Here is an 18,079-nt window from a genome sequence, read left to right as displayed (position 1 = left end):
CCGCCGAGCGCGGTCCGGTTCAGTGCAAGACGGTGCCCGCAGCGTCGACGGGGTGCCGCTCGCCCGCCGTGATCGGCACGGGCACGCGGTTGTCGGCCGGCGGGATCGGGCAGGCGAACTGGTACGAGAACGCGCAGGGCGGCAGGACGAGCAGGTTCCAGTCGAGCTCGACCGGGCCCGCGGCGCCGGGGTCGTCGAGGTACAGGAAGCGGCCCATCGAGTAGGTGCTGCCGGGGTCGTCCTCGGCGAGGGCGCTCGTAGTGTCCTGCACGATGAGCTGCAGCCGTGGAGCACTCCGGAACGCGGCGGACCGGACCGCGACGAACCGCATGGTCGTGCTGCCGACGGCCGCCTCGATGTGCCCGGCGACCGACAGGGCGTCGCCGGCGGCGTCGCGGACGCTGCCACGGGCCTCCCGGTCGTCGCCCGCACCGGGGTCCAGCGGGACGTACGTACCGGAACCCACCCAGTCGTCGGACCGGGCGAACCGGGCGATGCGCGCGAAGCGGTGGATCGGCTCCGCTGCGGGGTCCCAGATGCGCAGCGTCGAGCAGGACAACGTGCCCGCGAAGCCGTCGGGGAACGCGACGGCGGATGGCACCACGGCGGTGTCACCGGCGACGAGCACCGTGCCGTCGACCGGGACGCCGTCCACGACGACACCGTCGGTGGCGGCGGCCGTCACCGTGAGGCCGCCGACCGTGGGTGCCCAGGTGCCGAGGACCGGCCACACCGGCTGCGGGTGGTCCACGTGCTGGGCGTTCACAAGGGCCAAGGGGCCACGAGGCCCGCGTGCCCAGCGATCGCGTTCGGCGACGTGGTCGGCGAAGCCGGCGGCGGCGTCCGTCACGCCAGCTCCTGCCGCGGGTAGATGACCTTCTGCACGATGATGATGATCGACGCGGCGACGGGTAGGGCGACCAGGGCGCCGAGCACGCCGCCGATCGTGCCACCGGCCACCGCGGCGATGACCACGAGGGCCCCGGGCACCTGCACGGCACGCGACATGATGCGTGGCGAGATGAGGTACGCCTCGACCTGCATGTAGACGAGGTAGTAGATCGCCGCGGCGAGTGCGGTCGCGGGCGACGCGAACAGGCAGAGCAACGAGATGACGACGGCGGCGCTGAGTGTGCCGACGAGCGGGATGAGCGAGCCGAGGAACGCGAACGACGCCAGCAGCACCGGCAGCGGCGCACCGATGATGAGCAGGAACACCAGGCTCAGGATGCCGTTGATGAGCGCCTGCGAGACCTGACCGACCACGTACCGACCGACGGCCTGGGTGATCTGCTCGCTGACGTCGATGAAGTTCTCGCGACGCGACGCCGGCACGAACCGGTAGGCCGCGCGCTTCATCCCGCGCATCGAGGCGAGGAAGTACAGCATCAGGATGAGGACGATGAGCACACCGGTCACCCCGGACAGGATGCCGCTGCCGACCGCCAGGATCCCGCCACCGACGCTGAGCAGGTTGCCCGGGTTCTCGACGAACGACTGCACCGACTCGAGCGCGTGGTCGATGTCGAACGACCCGGCGAACTGCTTCGACAGGTCCTGCACCCACTGCTGCTTCGAGATGTCGTCGACGACCTCGGGGAAGTTCTGGATCAGGTTCGTCGCCTGTTCCACCAGGATCGGGACGACCGCGAACACCACCCCGGCGAACACCCCGAGGACACCGACCACGACGATGGTGATCGCTGCCCACCGCGGGATGATCCGTTCGAGGAACGACACGAGCGGGTCGATGCCGAGCGCGAGGAACAGCGCGACCCCGATGTAGACGAGGACGGTGCTGAGCTCGCCGATGATGGTGCCGGCGAGGAGCGCGACGAGCACCCCGATGGCACCCATGAACCCGAGGCGGAAGGCGTTGACGCGCACGCCGGTGCCACCACGGTTCACCTGGAACGTGACGTTCGGCGTCGGACCAGCAGCGTCGTGGTCGTCCTCGCGCTTGCGTTTCATCTGCACGTAGGGCGGGCGGGACTTGAACCCGCGAATCGTTCGGTTATGAGCCGACTGCCTTGACCAGCTTGGCTACCGCCCCTCGACGACCGTCAGGCCACCGGTTCCCCACGATACAGCGCCTCGAACGTCGTGAGCGTGCGGTTGATGTCGTGTGCCTCGATCATGGCCAGACTGCGCTCTCGCATGGCCGTGTACTCCGCTCCCGACGCCGTGAGCACCGCCTCGAGCTTGGCGGCGAGGTCGTGCTCGTCGCCGGGGGCGAACAGGTACCCGTTGCCGTCGATGAGGTGGGGCAGCGCCATCGAGTCGGCGGCGACGACCGGCAGCCCGGACGCCATGGCCTCGAGCGAGGAGATGCTTTGCAGCTCGGCGGTGGAGGGCATCGCGAACACGGTGCCGTTCGTCAGGGCGGTGCGTTTGACCTCGTCCGAGACGAACCCGAGGAACCGGACGCGGTCCTCGAGCCCGAGCTCCTTCGCCAGGGCGGTCAGCTTCGGGATCATCTCGCCGTCGCCGACGATCGTCAGGGTCGCCGCGAGCGAACCGGGCAGCAGCGCCACGGCCCGGACCAGCACGTCGAGGTTCTTCTCCGGCGCCACGCGGCCGACGAACACGATGTCGTTGTTGACCGGACGGCCCTCGCGCGCGACGTACCGCGACGCGTCGATCCCGCACGAGATCGCGAGCACCCGCTGACCGGCGATGGCCTTCCGCAGGTAGTCGGCGGCCAGGTTCGTCGGCGTCGTGATGGTGTCGGCGAGCCGGTAGGTCTTCGCCGCGTCGCTCCAGGCGATCTTCAGCGCGAGGGGCAGCGTCCACTTGCCGAACGGCGTGTACTCGAGCAGGTTCTCGGGCATGAAGTGGTTCGTCGCGATGACCCGGATGCCGCGCGCGTTCGCCTCGGGGACGATCCCGCGACCGATGACGACGTGCGACTGGATGTGCAGGACGTCGGGCTTCACGGCGTCGAGGATCGGGCCGGTCCACTTCTTGACGCTCCACGGCCACACGAAACGGAGCCAGGCGTGCAGCGGCCACTTGTACGACTTCAGGCGGTGCACGACGAGGGTCACGCCCTGGTGCTCCTCGTCGAAGGTGCCGTAGTTGCGGCTCGAGGCCGGGGCGACGACGTGGACCTCGTGCCCGCGCTCGGCCAGGCCGACGGCGAGCTGCTCGGCGAAGGTGGCGGCGCCGTTGACGTCCGGCGGGAAGGTGTCCGCGGCGATCAGGATGCGCAAGGGTCGGTGTCCGCCCGTCGCACCCGTCGGTTCGGCGGTGGCGGTGGTGACGTCTCCTGACACGGCGGGCGTCGTCCTCTCGTGGGCGATTGCTGGTCGGACTGCCGACGGTACCGCACCTGCTTCCGCGGCCGCGTCAGCCGCGCGGAGGACCCCGTGGTACCGCGGGGTGACGCGGCGGCGGCGCTGTGCCGCCCCGCGACCCCGCGGTCAGGCGCGCGTCTGCGGGTGGTGCTTGGCGAGCAGGAACACCCCGGTGATGGCGATGCCGGCCGCGACCACGAACCCGGCGACCGCACCCCACGGTGCCCCGGACGCCTCGTCGAGCACGACCACGCCGATCCCGACGGCGACGATCGGGTCGATCACGGTCAGCCCCGCGATGACGAGGTCCGCCGAACCGGCCGAGTACGCGTTCTGCACGAAGTACCCGCCGAGCGACGCCGCGACGACCACCCCGATGATCGCGAGGACCGTCAACCAGTCGAACGTGCCGTTCACGAACCGGTTCAACACGACCTTGGCGAGCGTCGCGACGAACCCGTAGAGGATGCCCGCGCCGACGATGTAGTAGAGCGCGCTCTTGTGCTTGGCCACGAGTCGGAACGACACCAGCACCAGCACGAGCACCACGGCCAGGATGATCAGGACGGTCACCAGCTGCTGCCGGGTGATCGCGCTCTCGTGCCCGACGAACGCTGCGATGCCGACGAAGATCGCGACACCGATGATGCAGGTCCACACCGCACGTTTCGCCCGACGGCCCAGCGGCACGCCCGACGACCGGGAGGAGAACCACGTGGTGATCACGAGCGCGACCGCCCCGAGCGGCTGCACGACGATCAGCGGCGCGTACGTGATGCTGATGAGCTGCAGCACGACGGCGATGCCGAGCATCAGCGTGCCGAGCACCCAGTAGCCGCTCGACACCAGGCCCACGATGTGCCGGACGCTCAGTCCCTTCGACTGCCGCCCCAGCCGCGCCTCGACCCGCTGCACGCCCCGGCTCTGGAACTGCGCTCCCAGCGACAGGAACACCGCACCGATGAGCGCGACGGGGATCATGAGGGCCTGGAACGGCGTCAGGTTCACTGCGTCGGGCAGCTGGAGGTCCGTCGTCACGCGTCGAGGCTACCGTCCACCGCCGGATAACCTGGGTGAATGGCCGTTCTCCCGATCCGCATCACCGGCGAACCCGTCCTGCACGAGCGTGCAGCCGAGGTCACCGAGTTCGATGACGACCTCCGTTCCCTCGTCGCCGACATGTTCGAGACCATGGACCTCGCCCCCGGCGTCGGGCTGGCCGGACCCCAGGTCGGCGTCGGCAAGCGCCTGTTCGTGTACTCGTACACCGACGACGACGACGTACTGCACCGCGCCGCGGCCGTGAACCCGGTCCTCTGGATCAGCCCGCCGGTCCCCGAGTCGGTCGACGAGCTCGACGAGGACGACGAGTCCGAGGGCTGCCTGTCCGTGCCGGGCGAGCGCTTCCCGCTCCGACGCTCCGGCAGCGCGCTGCTCCGGGCGTTCGACGAGCACGGCGAACCGTTCGAGGTCCGGGCCGACGGTTGGCTCGCGCGCATCTTCCAGCACGAGTACGACCACCTGGACGGCTGGCTCTACGCCGACCGCCTGGTGCACCCCTACGCCAAGCAGGTCGCCAAGGCCATCCGCAAGAACAGCTGGGGCGGCCCCGGCCAGTCGTGGCTGCCGGGTCGCGACCACCCCGAGGGCTGACGGGCCGGTCCGGCCCGCGCGTCGCCTGCCGTGGTCGGCTGACGACCGGGAGGCCCGGCTCAGCTCCGGTACGTCGTCAGCGCGTCGCGCAGGTGGTCGGTCTCCGGGTGCCCCGGGCAGTACTGCAGGAGGCCGGCGGCGACGTGCGCTGCGCCGTCGTCGGCCACGGCCGACGTCCACGGGTCCGTGCCGGTCACGGCGCAGGTGCTCGCGAGCTCGACGAGGGTGGCCTCGCCCCGGGTCGCGTCGACAGCGGCCTGCTGCTGCGTCGACGGCACCGAGCCCGTGAGCCGCTTCGCGGTGCACGAGGTCCGCTCGTCCTCCCACACCGCCGAGTAGGTCGTGTAGGTCTCGCGGTCGCCGTCGTCGCACACGAAGGCGAACACCACCGGCGAGGCACCCGACCCGAGCCCGGTCTCCGAGCTCGTGGGCTCCTCTGACGAGTCGGTGTCGGGTCTGGCACCGCTGCACCCGACCAGCACGGGCGCGATGACCGCCGCGAGCAGCACGCCGAGGAGCACGGCGCGGGGCGGACGGGATCGGTGCACCTGTGAACGCTAACAGCAACTGCCCGGGATCAGTTCCGCGAGTCGGCTGCTCGTCCGGCCGTCCCTAACGCGTCGGACCGGTGACGGTGACGGTCGCCCGCTGGTCGAGCCGGCCACCGCGCGCATCGGTGCTCATGCGACAGCGCACCTCGGTCGTGCCGACCGGCGCCTCGACCACCTGTCGGACGCAGCTCGTCGATGTCACGCCGCGTGGCAGGTCGAGACGGATCCGCACCGCGACGGGCTGCCCGTCGGCGCTGCGGAGCGTCCGGTCGGCGAGCTCGAGCGGTGTCCCGCGGACCGTCAGTCCGCTGATCTTCGCAGCGGTGAGGTCGATGCCGTCGATGCGTGCGTCGCTGATGTCCGCCTTGGTGAGGACCGCTGCGTGCAGGTCCGCGTCGCGGAGATCGGCACCGGACAGGTCCGCGCCGTACAGGTCGGCGCCGCCGAGGTCCGCGCCACGCAGGTCCGCACCGCGCAGGTCGGCTCCGAACAGCACGGCATCAGCGAGGTCGGCCGCTCGGAGGTCCGCGTCGTGCAGGTCTGCGAGGCGGAGGTCCTCCGTGGCGAAGCCGGCACCCGCGAGGTCTTGGCCAGGACAGGTCGTCACGGAGCCGGACTGAGGCGCAGTGCGGACCGCGCACGAACCGACCCGGTGTGCACCGGCGCTCGTGCCGCCGGTCCGCGCGAACGCGGCCACGCCGATGACGACGAAGAAGAGCACGGTCAGCACGACGACCACCACGGTGCGCGTGCGCGCGGCCCCGGTCACCCTTCGACCCCTGTCAACCAACTCGGCAACGTCGCGCGCGCCCACCCGGAGTACCAGGCCGAGGAGTCGGCGTACGGGAAGAACGCGCTGATCGGGTTGTAGAGCACGAACAGGGCCACGCCGACGACGATCACGACCGTCCACGCGATCGCCGCGACCCGTCCGTGCAGTTGCCGGAGCCACGACCGCACCCCGAGCAGGATCACCGCCGCGGCCATCGGGAGCACCGGCAACAGGTACCGACCCGAGAACGCGTACTCCTGGCGCAGGTTGACGGAGGTGGCGGCGTTGAAGCACAGGACCGCGACGGTGTACGCCAGGGGCACGATCGCCAGCCACCACGTACCGGCTGAACGGAGGACCCGACGCAGTTGCGTGGCAGCGACGACGACGGCTGCGAGCACAGCGGTCGCGCCGAACAGAACGACGCCGAGGTTCGGACGCCACGGGAGCGTCGGCCCCCAGAAGAAGAACAACGACCGGAAGTACGTCGTGGCCCACGTGACCAGGAACCCCAGCGGGTGGAACGGTTCGAGCGACCCGTCGGCGGCGGCCAGGTCGTGGATCCGAGTGGCGTTGTAGTTCCGTCGGAAGATGTCGAACTGCATGCACGAGGCACGGCTGTGGAGCTCGGTGCAGTCCGGGTTCAACGCTCGGTACACGAGCAGGTTCACGCCGAACCGCTCGAGCACGAGGGCGAACAGGACCGCTCCGATCACGACGAGCGCGGTCGAGCGCGCTGGACGCTCACGGAAGCCGTTCACGGCACGCCGGATCGGGTGCCGGATCCAGCTGAACCCGTCGGTGCGGTACCGGAACAGCAGCGCGAAGAACGCCCCAGCCAGGACGAGCGGTGCGTTCGAGTACTTGAGCATGAGGACGAGCATCGCCGTGACCACGAGCCATCCGAGCGCGCGGAGGCCGCCGCCGCGCGCCACCGAGACGGCGACGGCCGCGAAGAGGAAGAACGACGCCATCGACGGCGCGTCGTAGCTGACGGTCGCGGCCATCCACACCGAGCGACCGGTGAACGCCGTGACGATCGTCGCGACGAGGCCGATCGACGCCGGGATGCCGGCGTTGCGGAAGACGGCGCGGAGCGCACACAGTCCTGCTCCGGCTGCGAGCACGTCGATGCACCTGAGCACCATCACGACGTGCTCCTCGCTCAGCCCGATCCCCGACGCAGCCCTCGCCGGGAAGGACATCAGGTAGTAGTAGAGGTACGCGGGGAACCGCGTGACCTCGCCGAGCTTGAGCGTCGAGGCGTCGACGTCGTGGAGGAACGGCCCAGCGGTCCACGGTCGTGCCGCGTAGAACAGGACGTTCCCGATGTGCCGGATCTCGTCGGGCGCTGCCGAGGACGGGACGTGGAGCGTGACGGCGAAGAAGAACCCCGTGAGCAGGAAGACCACGAGAACGGCGCCGAACGCCGCTCGCGAGGACAACAGGCTGTTCGCACGGTCAAGCAGACGAGCTCCCCGTCCCCGGACCTCGTACCCGGCGAGGGGCTCGTGGGTCAACGACATCGAACAGTGGCCTTCCGTGGATCTGGGTGCGCTGCGCCAGGTTAGCAGCGCGCCAGGAACGCAAAAGGCCCGGATCCGTGAGGATCCGGGCCAGACGCTCCCCGAGTTGGACTCGAACCAACAACCTGCCGGTTAACAGCCGGCTGCTCTGCCAATTGAGCTATCGAGGATCACTGTCCGCTGGCGAATGTCGTGCGAACAACGGGTAACAGCATAGCAGCACCGCGGCGCCCCTCACCGCATCGGACACGCCGCCCGGGCGCGCCGCGCTGTGGCCCCCGGTGCAGCACTGCTCCTCAGTACCCGGCGACCGGGTCGACGACGCCGACGAAGCCCTCGCCGCTGCCGTCGAGGAACGCTGTGGTGTTGAGTCGCACCCGCTCGGCGAGCAGCGGCGCGACCATCTCCGGGGTGTCCGCCTGGTGCGGCGTGATGACCGCGCCGGGCTCGGACCACAGCGGGTGGCCGTCGGGCAACGGCTCGGGGTCGGTGACGTCGAGCCCTGCGGCGGCGATCGCACCGGTGCGCAGGGCCTCGACCAGGGCGTCGGTGTCGACGAGTCCCCCGCGGGCGATGTTGACGAGCCGGGCGGACGGCTTCATGAGCGCGAACTGCCGCTCGCCGAAGAGCTTCGCGGTGCCCGAGGTCATGGCTGCTGCGATCATCACGACGTCGGCGTCGGGCAGGACCTCGTCGAGCTGGTCGGTGGTGACGGTGCGCGATGCGCCGGCGACCGGGTCGGCGGAGCGACGCACCACGGTGACGTCGACGTCGAACGGGGCGAGCAGGCGGATGTACTCGAGCGCGATCCCGCCGGCGCCGATCACGACGACGTTCCGGCCGTAGAGCGACACACCCTCGGGCTCGGTGGCCCACGAGTGTGCACGGGCACGCTTCTGCAGGACCCGCAGCGTCCCGAGCGTCAGCGCCAGGGCGTGCTCGGCGACGGGCTCCGCGTACGCGCCCTTCGCCGAGGTGAAGAGCACGCGGTCCCCGTGCTCCTGGATGAGGTGTGCGAAGGCGTCGACCCCGGCGAACGGCAGCTGCACCCAGCCGATCCCCGGTGCGGCGTCGAGCGCGTCGGCGAGGCCAGACGGGTCGCGGGGGTCCAGCCAGACGAGCCCGCGGGTGTCCGCGTCGAGCGACGCGACGGTCCCGCCGGCCTCGGTCACGGCGGTGACGTGCAGGTCGGTCGGGTCCGGCAGCACGGCGACGGGGCCGGACTGCGGTGCGTCGATCGGCAGCGGGGCGCCGGAGGTGGGGACGACGGCGCGGTGGCCTCGGGTGGCGGTGCTCACGGGTTCTCCTGTCGGTCCGTGCGGGGGCCGGTGCCGGCGGCGACCGGTCGGCGTGGCGCCGTAGAGCGGCGCGGGGCGGTGGGTGCCGGGCGACGCTTCACGCCGCGGGCCGCGGTCGCGGCCAGGGTCTTGACGTAGGGGTCGACGGGGTTGTCGAGGACCTCGTCGAAGGTGCCGAGGCCGACCAGCCGGGCATCGGCCATCACGGCGACGCGGTCGGCCAGGGCGCCGGCTTCGCGCAGGTCGCTGGACACCACGACGGCGGAGAACTGCCGGTTGCGTTGCAGGGTCGCCAGGGCCTCGAGCACCGACTGGCGCACGAGCACGTCGACGCCGCGGGCGGGTTCGTCGGCGACCAGGAGCTGGGGTTCGAGCACGAGGGCCCGCGCCAGGGCGACACGCTGCCGCTGCCCGCTGGAGAGCTCCCAGGTGTTCAGCCGCATCACGCCGAGCGGCAGGTGCACGGCGTCGACCAGGCGCGCGACGATCAGACCCGCCTCTTTCCGGTCGAAGCGGCGGTCGCGCTGGTAGATCGGTTCGGCGATGGCCTCGCCGACGGTGAGGTCCGGGCTGAGCCGGTCGGCGCCGTCCTGCGGCAGGTAGCCGATCCGGCCGCTCAGCCGCTCGAGCTTGCGGGACGAACCGCGCAGTCCGCGGGTCTTCTGGCCGAGGACGGTCAGTTCGCCCCCGACGATGTGCCGGCGCAGCGCACCGTCACCCTCGCCGTGCGACCCGAGCTGCCCCGCGATCGCGGCGGCGAAGGTCGACTTGCCCGACCCCGACTCTCCGAGCAGTGCGAGGATCTCGCCCTGCCGCACCGTCAGGCTGACCCCGTCGACCGCTCGGATCGACTCGGACCCCCGTCCGCCCCGGTACTCGATCGACACGTCGTCCGCGACGACCGCCGGTCCGTTGACCGCGATCATGGGTCCCCTTCCACGCCGCCCCCTGGCGGCGGTTCGCGACGGGCCGCGCTGGCAGGACCGTCGTGCGTACAGCTGTGGAGGCGACCATCCAGGAGGCCCGGCCTGCGTCGACGACGCTGGACGGGCCTCCTGGGCGGGTCGCGCCGGGTCGGGACCAGACGCGGGTCGCATCGGGTCAGGACCCGACGTTCTCCAGTTGCTCCAGCGTACGCCGTCGCTCGGCCTGCTCCGCAGGGTCCGGCACCGGGAGCGACGCCAGCAGGCGCTGCGTGTACGGGTGATGCGGCGCACCGAGGACCTGCGCCGTCGTGCCCACCTCGACCAGGTCGCCGCGGTACAGCACCGCGATCCGGTCGGACAGCGCGCCCACGACCGCCAGGTCGTGGCTGATGAACAGCGACGCGAAGCCCAGGTCCTGCTGGAGCTCGAGGAAGAGCTCGAGCACGCGGGCCTGCACCGACACGTCGAGCGCACTCGTCGGCTCGTCGGCGATGAGCAGCTTCGGCCGGAGCGCGAGCGACCGGGCGAGCGAGGCGCGCTGGCGCTGCCCACCGGAGAGCTCGTGCGGGTAGCGGTCCCCGTACGCCTTCGGCAGCTGGACCGCCTCGAGGAGTTCGTCGACGCGCTTACGGGCCGCACGCGGGCTCGACACCTCCTTGTGGACGACCAGCGGCTCGGCGACGCACTCGGCGATCGTGAGCAGCGGGTTGAACGACGTCGCCGGGTCCTGGAACACGAACCCGATGTCCTTGCGCAGGTGCTTGAAGTCGCGCTCCCGGTAGCCGAGCATCTCGGCGCCGAGGACCTTCAGCGAGCCGCCGGTGACCTTCGTCAGCCCGGCCATGGCGCGACCGATCGTGGTCTTGCCGGAGCCGGACTCCCCCACCAGCCCGAGGACCTCACCGGGACGGATCGCCAGGTCGACGCCCTTCACGGCGCGGAACGCGGGCGAACCGAGGCGGCCGGGGTACTCGATCTCGAGCCCCTTCGCCTCGACCAGCGGGGTGACGTCCTCGGTGATCGCGGCGCGGCGGGCGGTGCCCGTCGACGCCTCGAGCCGGGGCACGGCGGCGAGCAGCCGCTTCGTGTAGTCGGCCTGCGGACGCGCGAACAGGTCCGTCGCCGAGGCCTCTTCGACGATCTCGCCCTGGTACATCACGGCGACGCGGTCGGCCAGGTCGGCCACCACACCCATGTTGTGCGTGATGATCACGATCGCCGTGCCGAACTCGTCGCGGCAGCGGCGGAGCAGGTCGAGGATCTCGGCCTGCACCGTGACGTCGAGCGCCGTGGTCGGCTCGTCGGCGATGATCACCGACGGCTCGAGTGCGAGCGCGCTCGCGATGACGACACGCTGCTTCTGGCCGCCGGAGAACTGGTGCGGGTAGTGGTCGACGCGGGTCTCGGGGTCGGGGATGCCGACGCGGCCGAGGTAGTCGATGGCCTTCGCCCGCGCCTCCTTCTTGGACATGCCACCGTGGGCGCGGAGCCCCTCGGCGATCTGCCACCCGACGGTGAAGACCGGGTTGAGGGCGGTCGACGGCTCCTGGAAGACCATCGCACCGGCGGTCCCCCGCAGGCTGCGGAGCTTCTGCGCGCCGACGGTGACGACGTCGGTGCCGTCGAGCAGCACCGCGCCGCCGAGCGTCGCCGTCTCGGGCATCAGCCGGAGCATGGCGCGAGCCGTGACGGACTTGCCGGACCCGGACTCGCCGACCAGGGCGAGGACCTCGCCGGGGCGGACGTCGAGGCTGACGCCCTTCACCGCGTCGACGGCGCCGCCGTCGGTGGCGAAGGTGACGGTGAGGTCGTCGACGACGACCACGGGTGCGTTCTCGGTGTCGGTCGTCATGCGCCCGATCCTTCCGCGGTGGCCGTGTTGCGCGCGTCGCGCGTGGACACCAGCTGCTTCAGCCGTCGGCGCGCACGCAGACGGGGGTCGGAGATGTCGTTGAGGCTCTCGCCGATGAACGTCACACCGAGCACGAGCACCACGATCGCGACACCCGGGTAGACACCGGTCCACCAGACGCCGCTCGCGACGTCGGACAGCGCACGGCTGAGGTCGTAGCCCCACTCGGCGCCGGACGTCGGCCCGATGCCGAACCCGAGGAAGCCGAGGCCGGCCAGGGTCAGGATCGCGTCGCTGGCGTTCAGCGTCAGGATGAGCGGCAGGGACCGCGTCGAGTTCCGCAGCACGTGCCGGGTCATGATGCGCCACGGGTTCGTGCCCATCACGCGTGCCGACTCGACGAACGCGTCGTTCTTCAGCCGCACGGCCTCGGCACGGACCACCCGGAAGTACTGCGGCACGTAGACGACGGTGATCGAGATCGCCGCCGCGATGATGCCGCCCGAGTAGCTCGAGTTGCCGCCGGAGATCACGATCGACACGACGATCGCGAGCAGCAGCGAGGGGAACGCGTAGATCGCGTCGGCGACCACGACGAGGACCCGGTCGAGCCAACCGCCCAGGTAGCCGGAGACCAGCCCGAGCAGCACGCCGACGATGATCGACACGACGACCGCGACGATCACGACGAGGACCGCGGTCCGGGCGCCGTAGACCACCCGGCTGAAGACGTCGAACCCGCCGACGGTGGTGCCCCAGATGTGCTCGGCGCTCGGTGCGCCCGTGCGCGGGAAGCTCTCGCCGTCCGCGCCCTGCAGCTGGCCGAAGCCGTACGGGGCCAGCAGCGGCGCGAAGACCGCGACGAGCAGGTACAGGGCGCAGATGACCACGCCGACGATGAGCATGGCGCGCTGCCAGCCGGTGCTCTTGCGGAGCTGGACCACCACGGGCAGCCGCTTCCAGAGCGGCTCGTGGCGGTCGACGAGGGTGGTGTCGGCCATCGTCAGAACCTCACTCTCGGGTCGATCAGGGCGGCGACGACGTCGACGATGAAGTTGGTCACCGCGACGATCACCGCCAGCATCGCGACGATGCCCTGGACCGCGACGAAGTCACGGGCCGACAGGTACTGGTTGAGCTCGAAGCCCAGGCCGCGCCAGCCGAAGGTGGTCTCGGTCAGGACCGAACCGCCCAGCAGCATCGCGATCTGCAGGCCCATGACCGTGATGATCGGCACGAGAGCGGGGCGGAACGCGTGCGTCCGCACCAACCGCGACTCGCGGACACCGCGGGAGCGGGCCGCGTCGACGTACTCGGAGCCGAGCGACCCGATCATGTTCGCGCGCACCAGGCGCAGGAAGATGCCGGCGGTCAGCAGTCCGAGGGTCAGCGCCGGCAGGACGGCGTGCTGCAGCACGTCGCCGATGACCGCCGCGTTGCCGGTCCGCAGTGCATCGATGATGTAGATGCCGCTCGCGCCGGGGATGCCGTCGAGGATGAGCTCCACCCTGGTCGACGCGCGGTCGCCGAGCGGCAGCCAACCGAGCCACACCGAGAAGACGAGTTTGAGCAGCAGGCCGCCGAAGAACACCGGGGTCGCGTACGTCAGGATCGCGAGGGCACGGAGCAGCACGTCGGGCCACTTGTCGCGCGTGTACGCGGCCAGCATGCCGAGCGGGATGCCGAGCACGAGCGCGACGACGAGGGCGTAGAAGACGAGCTCGGCGGTCGCGCCGCCGTACTGCAGGATGATCTCGGTGATCGGCCGGTTGTCGGTCGACGCGTTGCCGAAGTCACCGCGCAGGATGCCGCCGAGGTACTCGAAGTACTGCACGAGCACGGGACGGTCGTACCCGGCGGCGTGCAGGCGTTCCTGCAGCTGCGTCGGGGTGAGTCGGCCGCCGACCGACGCGGTGATCGGGTTCCCGATGACGCGCATCAGGAAGAACACGAGCGTCACCAGGATGAAGACGGTCGGGATGATGAGGAGGAACCTGACGAGGACGTACCGGCCGAGTCCGCCGCCACTGCTCTTGGCACGACGTTGTGCCTGTGGCTTGGTCGGATCGGTGCCGTTCACGTCCTGGGTCGCCTCTGGGGTGCTCAGGGTCACGGGGAGGGGTGCCTTTCATGCCGGTGCGCAGGCACGCGGGCGTTCCTCGTGGGAACGCCCGCGGCCTGCGCGAGGGGCGTGGTGCTACTTGCTGAGGGTGGCGTACCGGAACTTGAAGGAGGCGTCGAGGGTCAGGCCCTTGACGTCCTTGCCGGCGACGGCGACGGACTTGCCCTGCAGCAGGGGCAGCGTCGAGATCTGCGATGCCTCGCGCTCCTGGGCCTGCTCGATCAGGTCGGCACGCTTGTCCGGGTCGGACTCCGCCTGCTCCTTCGCGATGAGGTCCTGGATGACCGAGTCGTCGTAGTGGTTCTGGACGAAGTTCTCCTTGGTGAAGAACGGCGACAGGTAGTTGTCGGCGTCGGAGAAGTCCGGGAACCAACCGAGCTGGTACTCCGGGTACGCGTCCTTGGTGCGCTCCTGGGCGTAGGTCGTGTAGACCGTCGACTGGATGTTGACGGTGAACAGACCCGAGTCCTCGAGCTGCGTCTTCAGCAGCGCGTACTCGTCGTCCGAGGCCGAACCGTAGTGGTCGGGCGCGTACTGGATGTCGAGCTGCACCTTGCCGGAGACACCGGCGTCGGCGAGGGTCTTCTTCGCCTTGTCGACGTCGGGGCCACCGTCGCCGTCGCCGTACATGTCCTTGAACGGCTGGACCGCACCGGTGAGGCCGTCCGGCACCATCGAGTACAGCGGCGTGAAGGTGTCGTTGTAGACCTCCTTCGCCAGGGCGGCGCGGTCGACCACGTCAGCGGCGGCCTGGCGCACGGCGAGGGCCTTCGCCTCGTCGGCGTCGTCCTGACCGGTGCCGAACGGCTGCGTCTTGAAGTTGAAGACCACGTAGCGGATCTCGCCGCCGGGGCCGTCGGTGACCTTGAGCTTGTCGTCCTTGCGCAGGTCCGAGATGTCGGTCGGCGTCAGGGAGCGGTACGCAACGTCGACGTCGCCCTGCTGCACGGCGAGCTTGAGGTCGGTCTCCTTGGTGTAGTAGTTGGCCGTCACCTCGGAGGTCTTCGCCTTGCCGAGCAGGCCGTCGTACTTCGGGTTCGTCTTGTACTGGATCAGCTGGTTCTCCTTGTAGGAGCTGATCTGGTACTGCCCGGCGAACGCCTTGCCCTTGACGATGTCGTCGGCGCTGGTGAGCTTCGTCGCGCTGAAGACGTCCTCGTCGACGATCGGGCCGGCGGGGCTCGAGAGCACCTGCGGCCAGGTCTGGTCGGCGTGGTCGAGGTTGAACACCACGGTCGTGTCGTCCGGGGTGTCGATGCTCTTGAGGTTGGCGAGCAGCGACTGCGGGCCGTTCTCGTTGTTGATCTTGAGTTCACGGTCGAACGAGAACTTCACGTCGCTCGAGGTGAGCTTGTTGCCGTTCGCGAACTCGAGGCCGTCCTTGAGGGTGACCTCGTACGTGGTCGGGCTCGTGAACTCCGCCTTCGTGGCGATGTCCGGCTCGACGTCCGGGCTGCCCACGGGCGTGTTCATCAGGAACGGGAAGACCTGGTTCTGCACGGCGAAGGAGCCGTTGTCGTAGGAGCCGGCCGGGTCGAGGGACGTGATCTTGTCCGTCGTCCCGATGCTCAGGCCGTTCAGCTCGGTGTCGCTCACGCTGCTGCTCGCGCAGCCGGTCAGCACCAGCGCCGTCGCTGCTGCTCCGGCGCCGAGCGCGATGCCGCGCCTGCCCCACGTGGCTGTGTGCTTCTTGAACACGGATGCCATGTTCGATGCCTCTCTTGAAGTTGGGTGCAAGTGTCCGGACCGGCGGGTGGTACGTCTGTGTGCCCGGCCAGGAACGCTCATTGGTATCACCCTGTCACGGAACAGATCGAACCGGGAGCGATTTGTTTACACCGCTGTAATGCAAGCACCCGTCGCGTGATGCATCATTCGTGCGCATCGACACGGCGCGCCGCACACGAAAGTTGCGCGCTGCAACCTGGGTGGTCCGGGGCTCGCCGACCGGTCACGACACACCGCCCGTCCCACCCCGAGCGGTCACGTCCCGTCGGCCGGACCCCGGCCGGCCGACGCCGTGCGACCACTCGACGCCCGACACGGCCGCGCGGCCGGCGCCCGGCACTCGGGCGGCGAGAGCGAGGGGCTAGGACGCCTCGGCGTCGGCGCGGAGCCGCATGCGCTGCGCGTCGATGTCCACGAGCTGCCGCTGGATCTCGGCGCGCCGCTCGGCCTGCGCGTGCGGGTCCGCACGCTGCAGTTGTCCGAGCAACGAGGCCTTGCGGGCGAGCAGGTCCCGCTCGACCAGGGCGACGACGATGCTCCGGCAGTACGCGGCGAGGTCCTCGGCGTTGCGGGCGGGGATCGGCGCGAGGGCCAGCTCGTGCGTCAGGGTGCGCAAGGGGGTCGGCACGTCGGCGAGCAACCGGTCGAGCCAGTCCCCCGCCCCGATGACGTCGACGTTGGCGACCACGGCGTCCCGAACGACGGCGAGCATCGGCGCCGAGAACGTGGCGGAGGCGGCGAGCCCGAGCAGCGGCGCTCCGACCGAGGTCGGCTGCTGCACCATCGCCATGACGGCGTCGCGCTCCATGCGGCTGATCGGGTCGTTCGGCAGCGAGCGGATCCCGGCGACGGGCTCCTCGACCACACCGGCCCCGTCGGTGGCGTGACCGGCGCGGCCGTCGCGCCCCGGGCCTCCTGACCGATCGTCCGTCGACCCCGCACGCCGACGCGCGGTCTCGACCGATCGACGGACCTCGGGCATGTCCATGCCGAGCCAGCCGGCGAGCTCGCGGACGTAGCCCTGCGTGAGCGAGCGGTCGCGGATGCCGGCGAGCACGGGCGCGGCGGCGCGGAGGGCACTGACGCGGCCCTCGACCGTCTCGAGGTCGTGGCCCTCCAACGTGCGGCGGATCATGAACTCGAACATCGGGCGCTTGTTCGTGATCAGGCGGCGGATGGCGTCGTCGCCGCGGGCGAGCCGGAGGTCGCACGGGTCGAGGCCACCGGGTGCCACCGCGACGAAGGTCTGCGCCGCGAACCGCTGTTCCTCGGCGAAGGCGCGGGAGGCGGCACGCTGCCCGGCCTCGTCCGGGTCGAAGGTGAAGACGACCTCGCCGTTGGCGTTCGGGTCGGCGCCGGCCAGGTCGCCGAGCATCGGGCGCAGCACCTTGATGTGGTCGACGCCGAACGAGGTGCCGCACGTGGCGACCGCGGTGGTGATGCCGGCGACGTGGCAGGCCATGACGTCGGTGTAGCCCTCGACGATCACGACCTGCTTCTGCTTCGAGATGTCGCGGCGGGCCAGGTCGAGCCCGTAGAGCACCTGGCTCTTGTGGTAGATCGGGGTCTCGGGCGTGTTGAGGTACTTCGGGCCCTTGTCGTCGTCGAGCAGGCGACGGGCACCGAACCCGATCGTCGCCCCGGTGACGTCGCGGATCGGCCACATCAGGCGACCACGGAACCGATCGTACGGCGACCGGTCGCCCTGGCTGACGAGCCCGGCCGAGGTGAGTTCCTCGAGCGTGAAGCCCCGACCGCGCAGGTGGTCCTTGAGCATGTCGAAGGACTTCGGGGCGAAACCGACACCGAAGTGCTGCGCCGCCGAGGGATCGAACCCGCGCTCCCCCAGGAACCGCCGTGCGGGGTCGGCCGCGGCGGTGGTGAGCTGCGCCGTGTAGAACTCGAGCGCGGCTTCGTTGGCCGCGATCAGCCGGGCCCGGGTGTTGTAGTCGGTCCGCGGCCCGTCGCCCTCTTCGTAGTGCAGGGTGAAGCCGATCTTCGCGGCCATGCGCTCGACGGCCTCGGCGAAGGTGGTGTGGTCCTGCGCCATGATGAAGCTGAAGACGTCGCCGTCCTCGCCGCAGCCGAAGCAGTGGTACCGGCCGACCTGGGGCCGGACGTGGAACGACGGGGAACGTTCGTCGTGGAAGGGGCAGAGCCCCTTCATCGACCCGACGCCCGCGTTCTTCAGCGTGACGTAGTCGCCGACGACGTCGGCGATGTTGACACGCGAGCGGACCTCGTCGATGTCGTTCCGCGCGATCCTGCCAGCCACCCTCTGATCCTAGTTCGTGGGACCGACCTCGGCCGACCGCGGCCCCGAGATGTGGACGAACCACCGAGGCCGACGGAGCA

General features: G+C 70.4%; 15 protein-coding genes and 2 tRNA genes. 1 reads left to right on the top strand and 16 read right to left on the bottom strand.

Annotated features, from left to right (window positions below; translation table 11 throughout):
• Positions 1 to 19: 19 nt before the first annotated feature.
• The 5 genes from HQQ88_RS20030 to HQQ88_RS01140 all read right to left on the bottom strand — a co-directional run bounded on the left by HQQ88_RS20030 (position 20) and on the right by HQQ88_RS01140 (position 4,334).
• Positions 20 to 850, bottom strand: coding sequence for a DUF1684 domain-containing protein (locus HQQ88_RS20030; protein ID WP_173168405.1), 831 nt, complete (start codon positions 848 to 850; stop codon positions 20 to 22).
• Positions 847 to 1,971 (bottom strand): AI-2E family transporter, encoded by a 1,125-nt coding sequence (locus HQQ88_RS01155; RefSeq protein WP_173168404.1) that lies wholly within the window; start codon positions 1,969 to 1,971, stop codon positions 847 to 849. Before HQQ88_RS01155 ends, HQQ88_RS20030 begins: the two co-directional genes overlap by 4 nt.
• A 7-nt stretch (positions 1,972 to 1,978) precedes the next feature.
• Positions 1,979 to 2,053, bottom strand: a tRNA-Ile gene (locus HQQ88_RS01150).
• Positions 2,054 to 2,063: 10 nt separating this feature from the next.
• Positions 2,064 to 3,275: a glycosyltransferase gene (locus HQQ88_RS01145; protein WP_173168403.1), complete on the bottom strand. Its 1,212-nt coding sequence runs from the start codon at positions 3,273 to 3,275 to the stop codon at positions 2,064 to 2,066.
• A gap of 147 nt (positions 3,276 to 3,422) precedes the next feature.
• Positions 3,423 to 4,334, bottom strand: a complete 912-nt coding sequence (locus HQQ88_RS01140) for a DMT family transporter (protein ID WP_173168402.1) — start codon at positions 4,332 to 4,334, stop codon at positions 3,423 to 3,425.
• A gap of 39 nt (positions 4,335 to 4,373) precedes the next feature.
• On the opposite strand from HQQ88_RS01140, the gene def reads away from it, so the two are divergent.
• Positions 4,374 to 4,949, top strand: a complete 576-nt coding sequence (gene def / locus HQQ88_RS01135; RefSeq protein WP_173168401.1) for a peptide deformylase — start codon at positions 4,374 to 4,376, stop codon at positions 4,947 to 4,949.
• A 59-nt stretch (positions 4,950 to 5,008) separates the two neighbouring features.
• Here def and HQQ88_RS01130 read toward each other — a convergent pair whose 3' ends face one another.
• The 11 genes from HQQ88_RS01130 to dnaG form a co-directional block, all read right to left on the bottom strand.
• Entirely contained in the window at positions 5,009 to 5,497 is a 489-nt protein-coding gene (locus HQQ88_RS01130; protein WP_173168400.1) for a hypothetical protein, read from the bottom strand.
• A gap of 64 nt (positions 5,498 to 5,561) precedes the next feature.
• Positions 5,562 to 6,269, bottom strand: a complete 708-nt coding sequence (locus HQQ88_RS01125) for a pentapeptide repeat-containing protein (RefSeq protein WP_367916961.1) — start codon at positions 6,267 to 6,269, stop codon at positions 5,562 to 5,564.
• Entirely contained in the window at positions 6,266 to 7,798 is a 1,533-nt protein-coding gene (locus tag HQQ88_RS01120) for a hypothetical protein (RefSeq protein WP_173168399.1), read from the bottom strand. The genes HQQ88_RS01125 and HQQ88_RS01120 overlap by 4 nt, the downstream gene beginning before the upstream one ends.
• A 97-nt stretch (positions 7,799 to 7,895) precedes the next feature.
• Positions 7,896 to 7,968 (bottom strand) — tRNA-Asn (locus HQQ88_RS01115).
• Between the two features lie 126 nt (positions 7,969 to 8,094).
• Positions 8,095 to 9,096, bottom strand: a complete 1,002-nt coding sequence (locus tag HQQ88_RS01110) for a D-isomer specific 2-hydroxyacid dehydrogenase family protein (protein WP_367916960.1) — start codon at positions 9,094 to 9,096, stop codon at positions 8,095 to 8,097.
• Positions 9,093 to 10,022 (bottom strand): ATP-binding cassette domain-containing protein, encoded by a 930-nt coding sequence (locus HQQ88_RS01105; RefSeq protein WP_123292572.1) that lies wholly within the window; start codon positions 10,020 to 10,022, stop codon positions 9,093 to 9,095. Before HQQ88_RS01105 ends, HQQ88_RS01110 begins: the two co-directional genes overlap by 4 nt.
• A 175-nt stretch (positions 10,023 to 10,197) precedes the next feature.
• The gene (locus HQQ88_RS01100; RefSeq protein WP_173168398.1) at positions 10,198 to 11,874 is read right to left on the bottom strand and encodes an ABC transporter ATP-binding protein; all 1,677 of its coding nucleotides are present in this window, start codon (positions 11,872 to 11,874) and stop codon (positions 10,198 to 10,200) included.
• Entirely contained in the window at positions 11,871 to 12,875 is a 1,005-nt protein-coding gene (locus HQQ88_RS01095) for an ABC transporter permease (RefSeq protein ID WP_123292570.1), read from the bottom strand. The genes HQQ88_RS01100 and HQQ88_RS01095 overlap by 4 nt, the downstream gene beginning before the upstream one ends.
• A gap of 2 nt (positions 12,876 to 12,877) precedes the next feature.
• The gene (locus tag HQQ88_RS01090; protein WP_123292841.1) at positions 12,878 to 13,954 is read right to left on the bottom strand and encodes an ABC transporter permease; all 1,077 of its coding nucleotides are present in this window, start codon (positions 13,952 to 13,954) and stop codon (positions 12,878 to 12,880) included.
• A gap of 117 nt (positions 13,955 to 14,071) precedes the next feature.
• Positions 14,072 to 15,703 (bottom strand): ABC transporter substrate-binding protein, encoded by a 1,632-nt coding sequence (locus tag HQQ88_RS01085; RefSeq protein WP_123292569.1) that lies wholly within the window; start codon positions 15,701 to 15,703, stop codon positions 14,072 to 14,074.
• Between the two features lie 382 nt (positions 15,704 to 16,085).
• Positions 16,086 to 17,999: a DNA primase gene (gene dnaG / locus HQQ88_RS01080; RefSeq protein WP_173168397.1), complete on the bottom strand. Its 1,914-nt coding sequence runs from the start codon at positions 17,997 to 17,999 to the stop codon at positions 16,086 to 16,088.
• Positions 18,000 to 18,079 lie beyond the last annotated feature (80 nt).

The organism is Curtobacterium sp. VKM Ac-2861 (assembly GCF_013204965.1).
GTDB lineage: Bacteria > Actinomycetota > Actinomycetes > Actinomycetales > Microbacteriaceae > Curtobacterium.
Note: the sequence above shows the minus strand (reverse complement) of the source record. Positions and strands in the feature narration are given on the sequence as shown.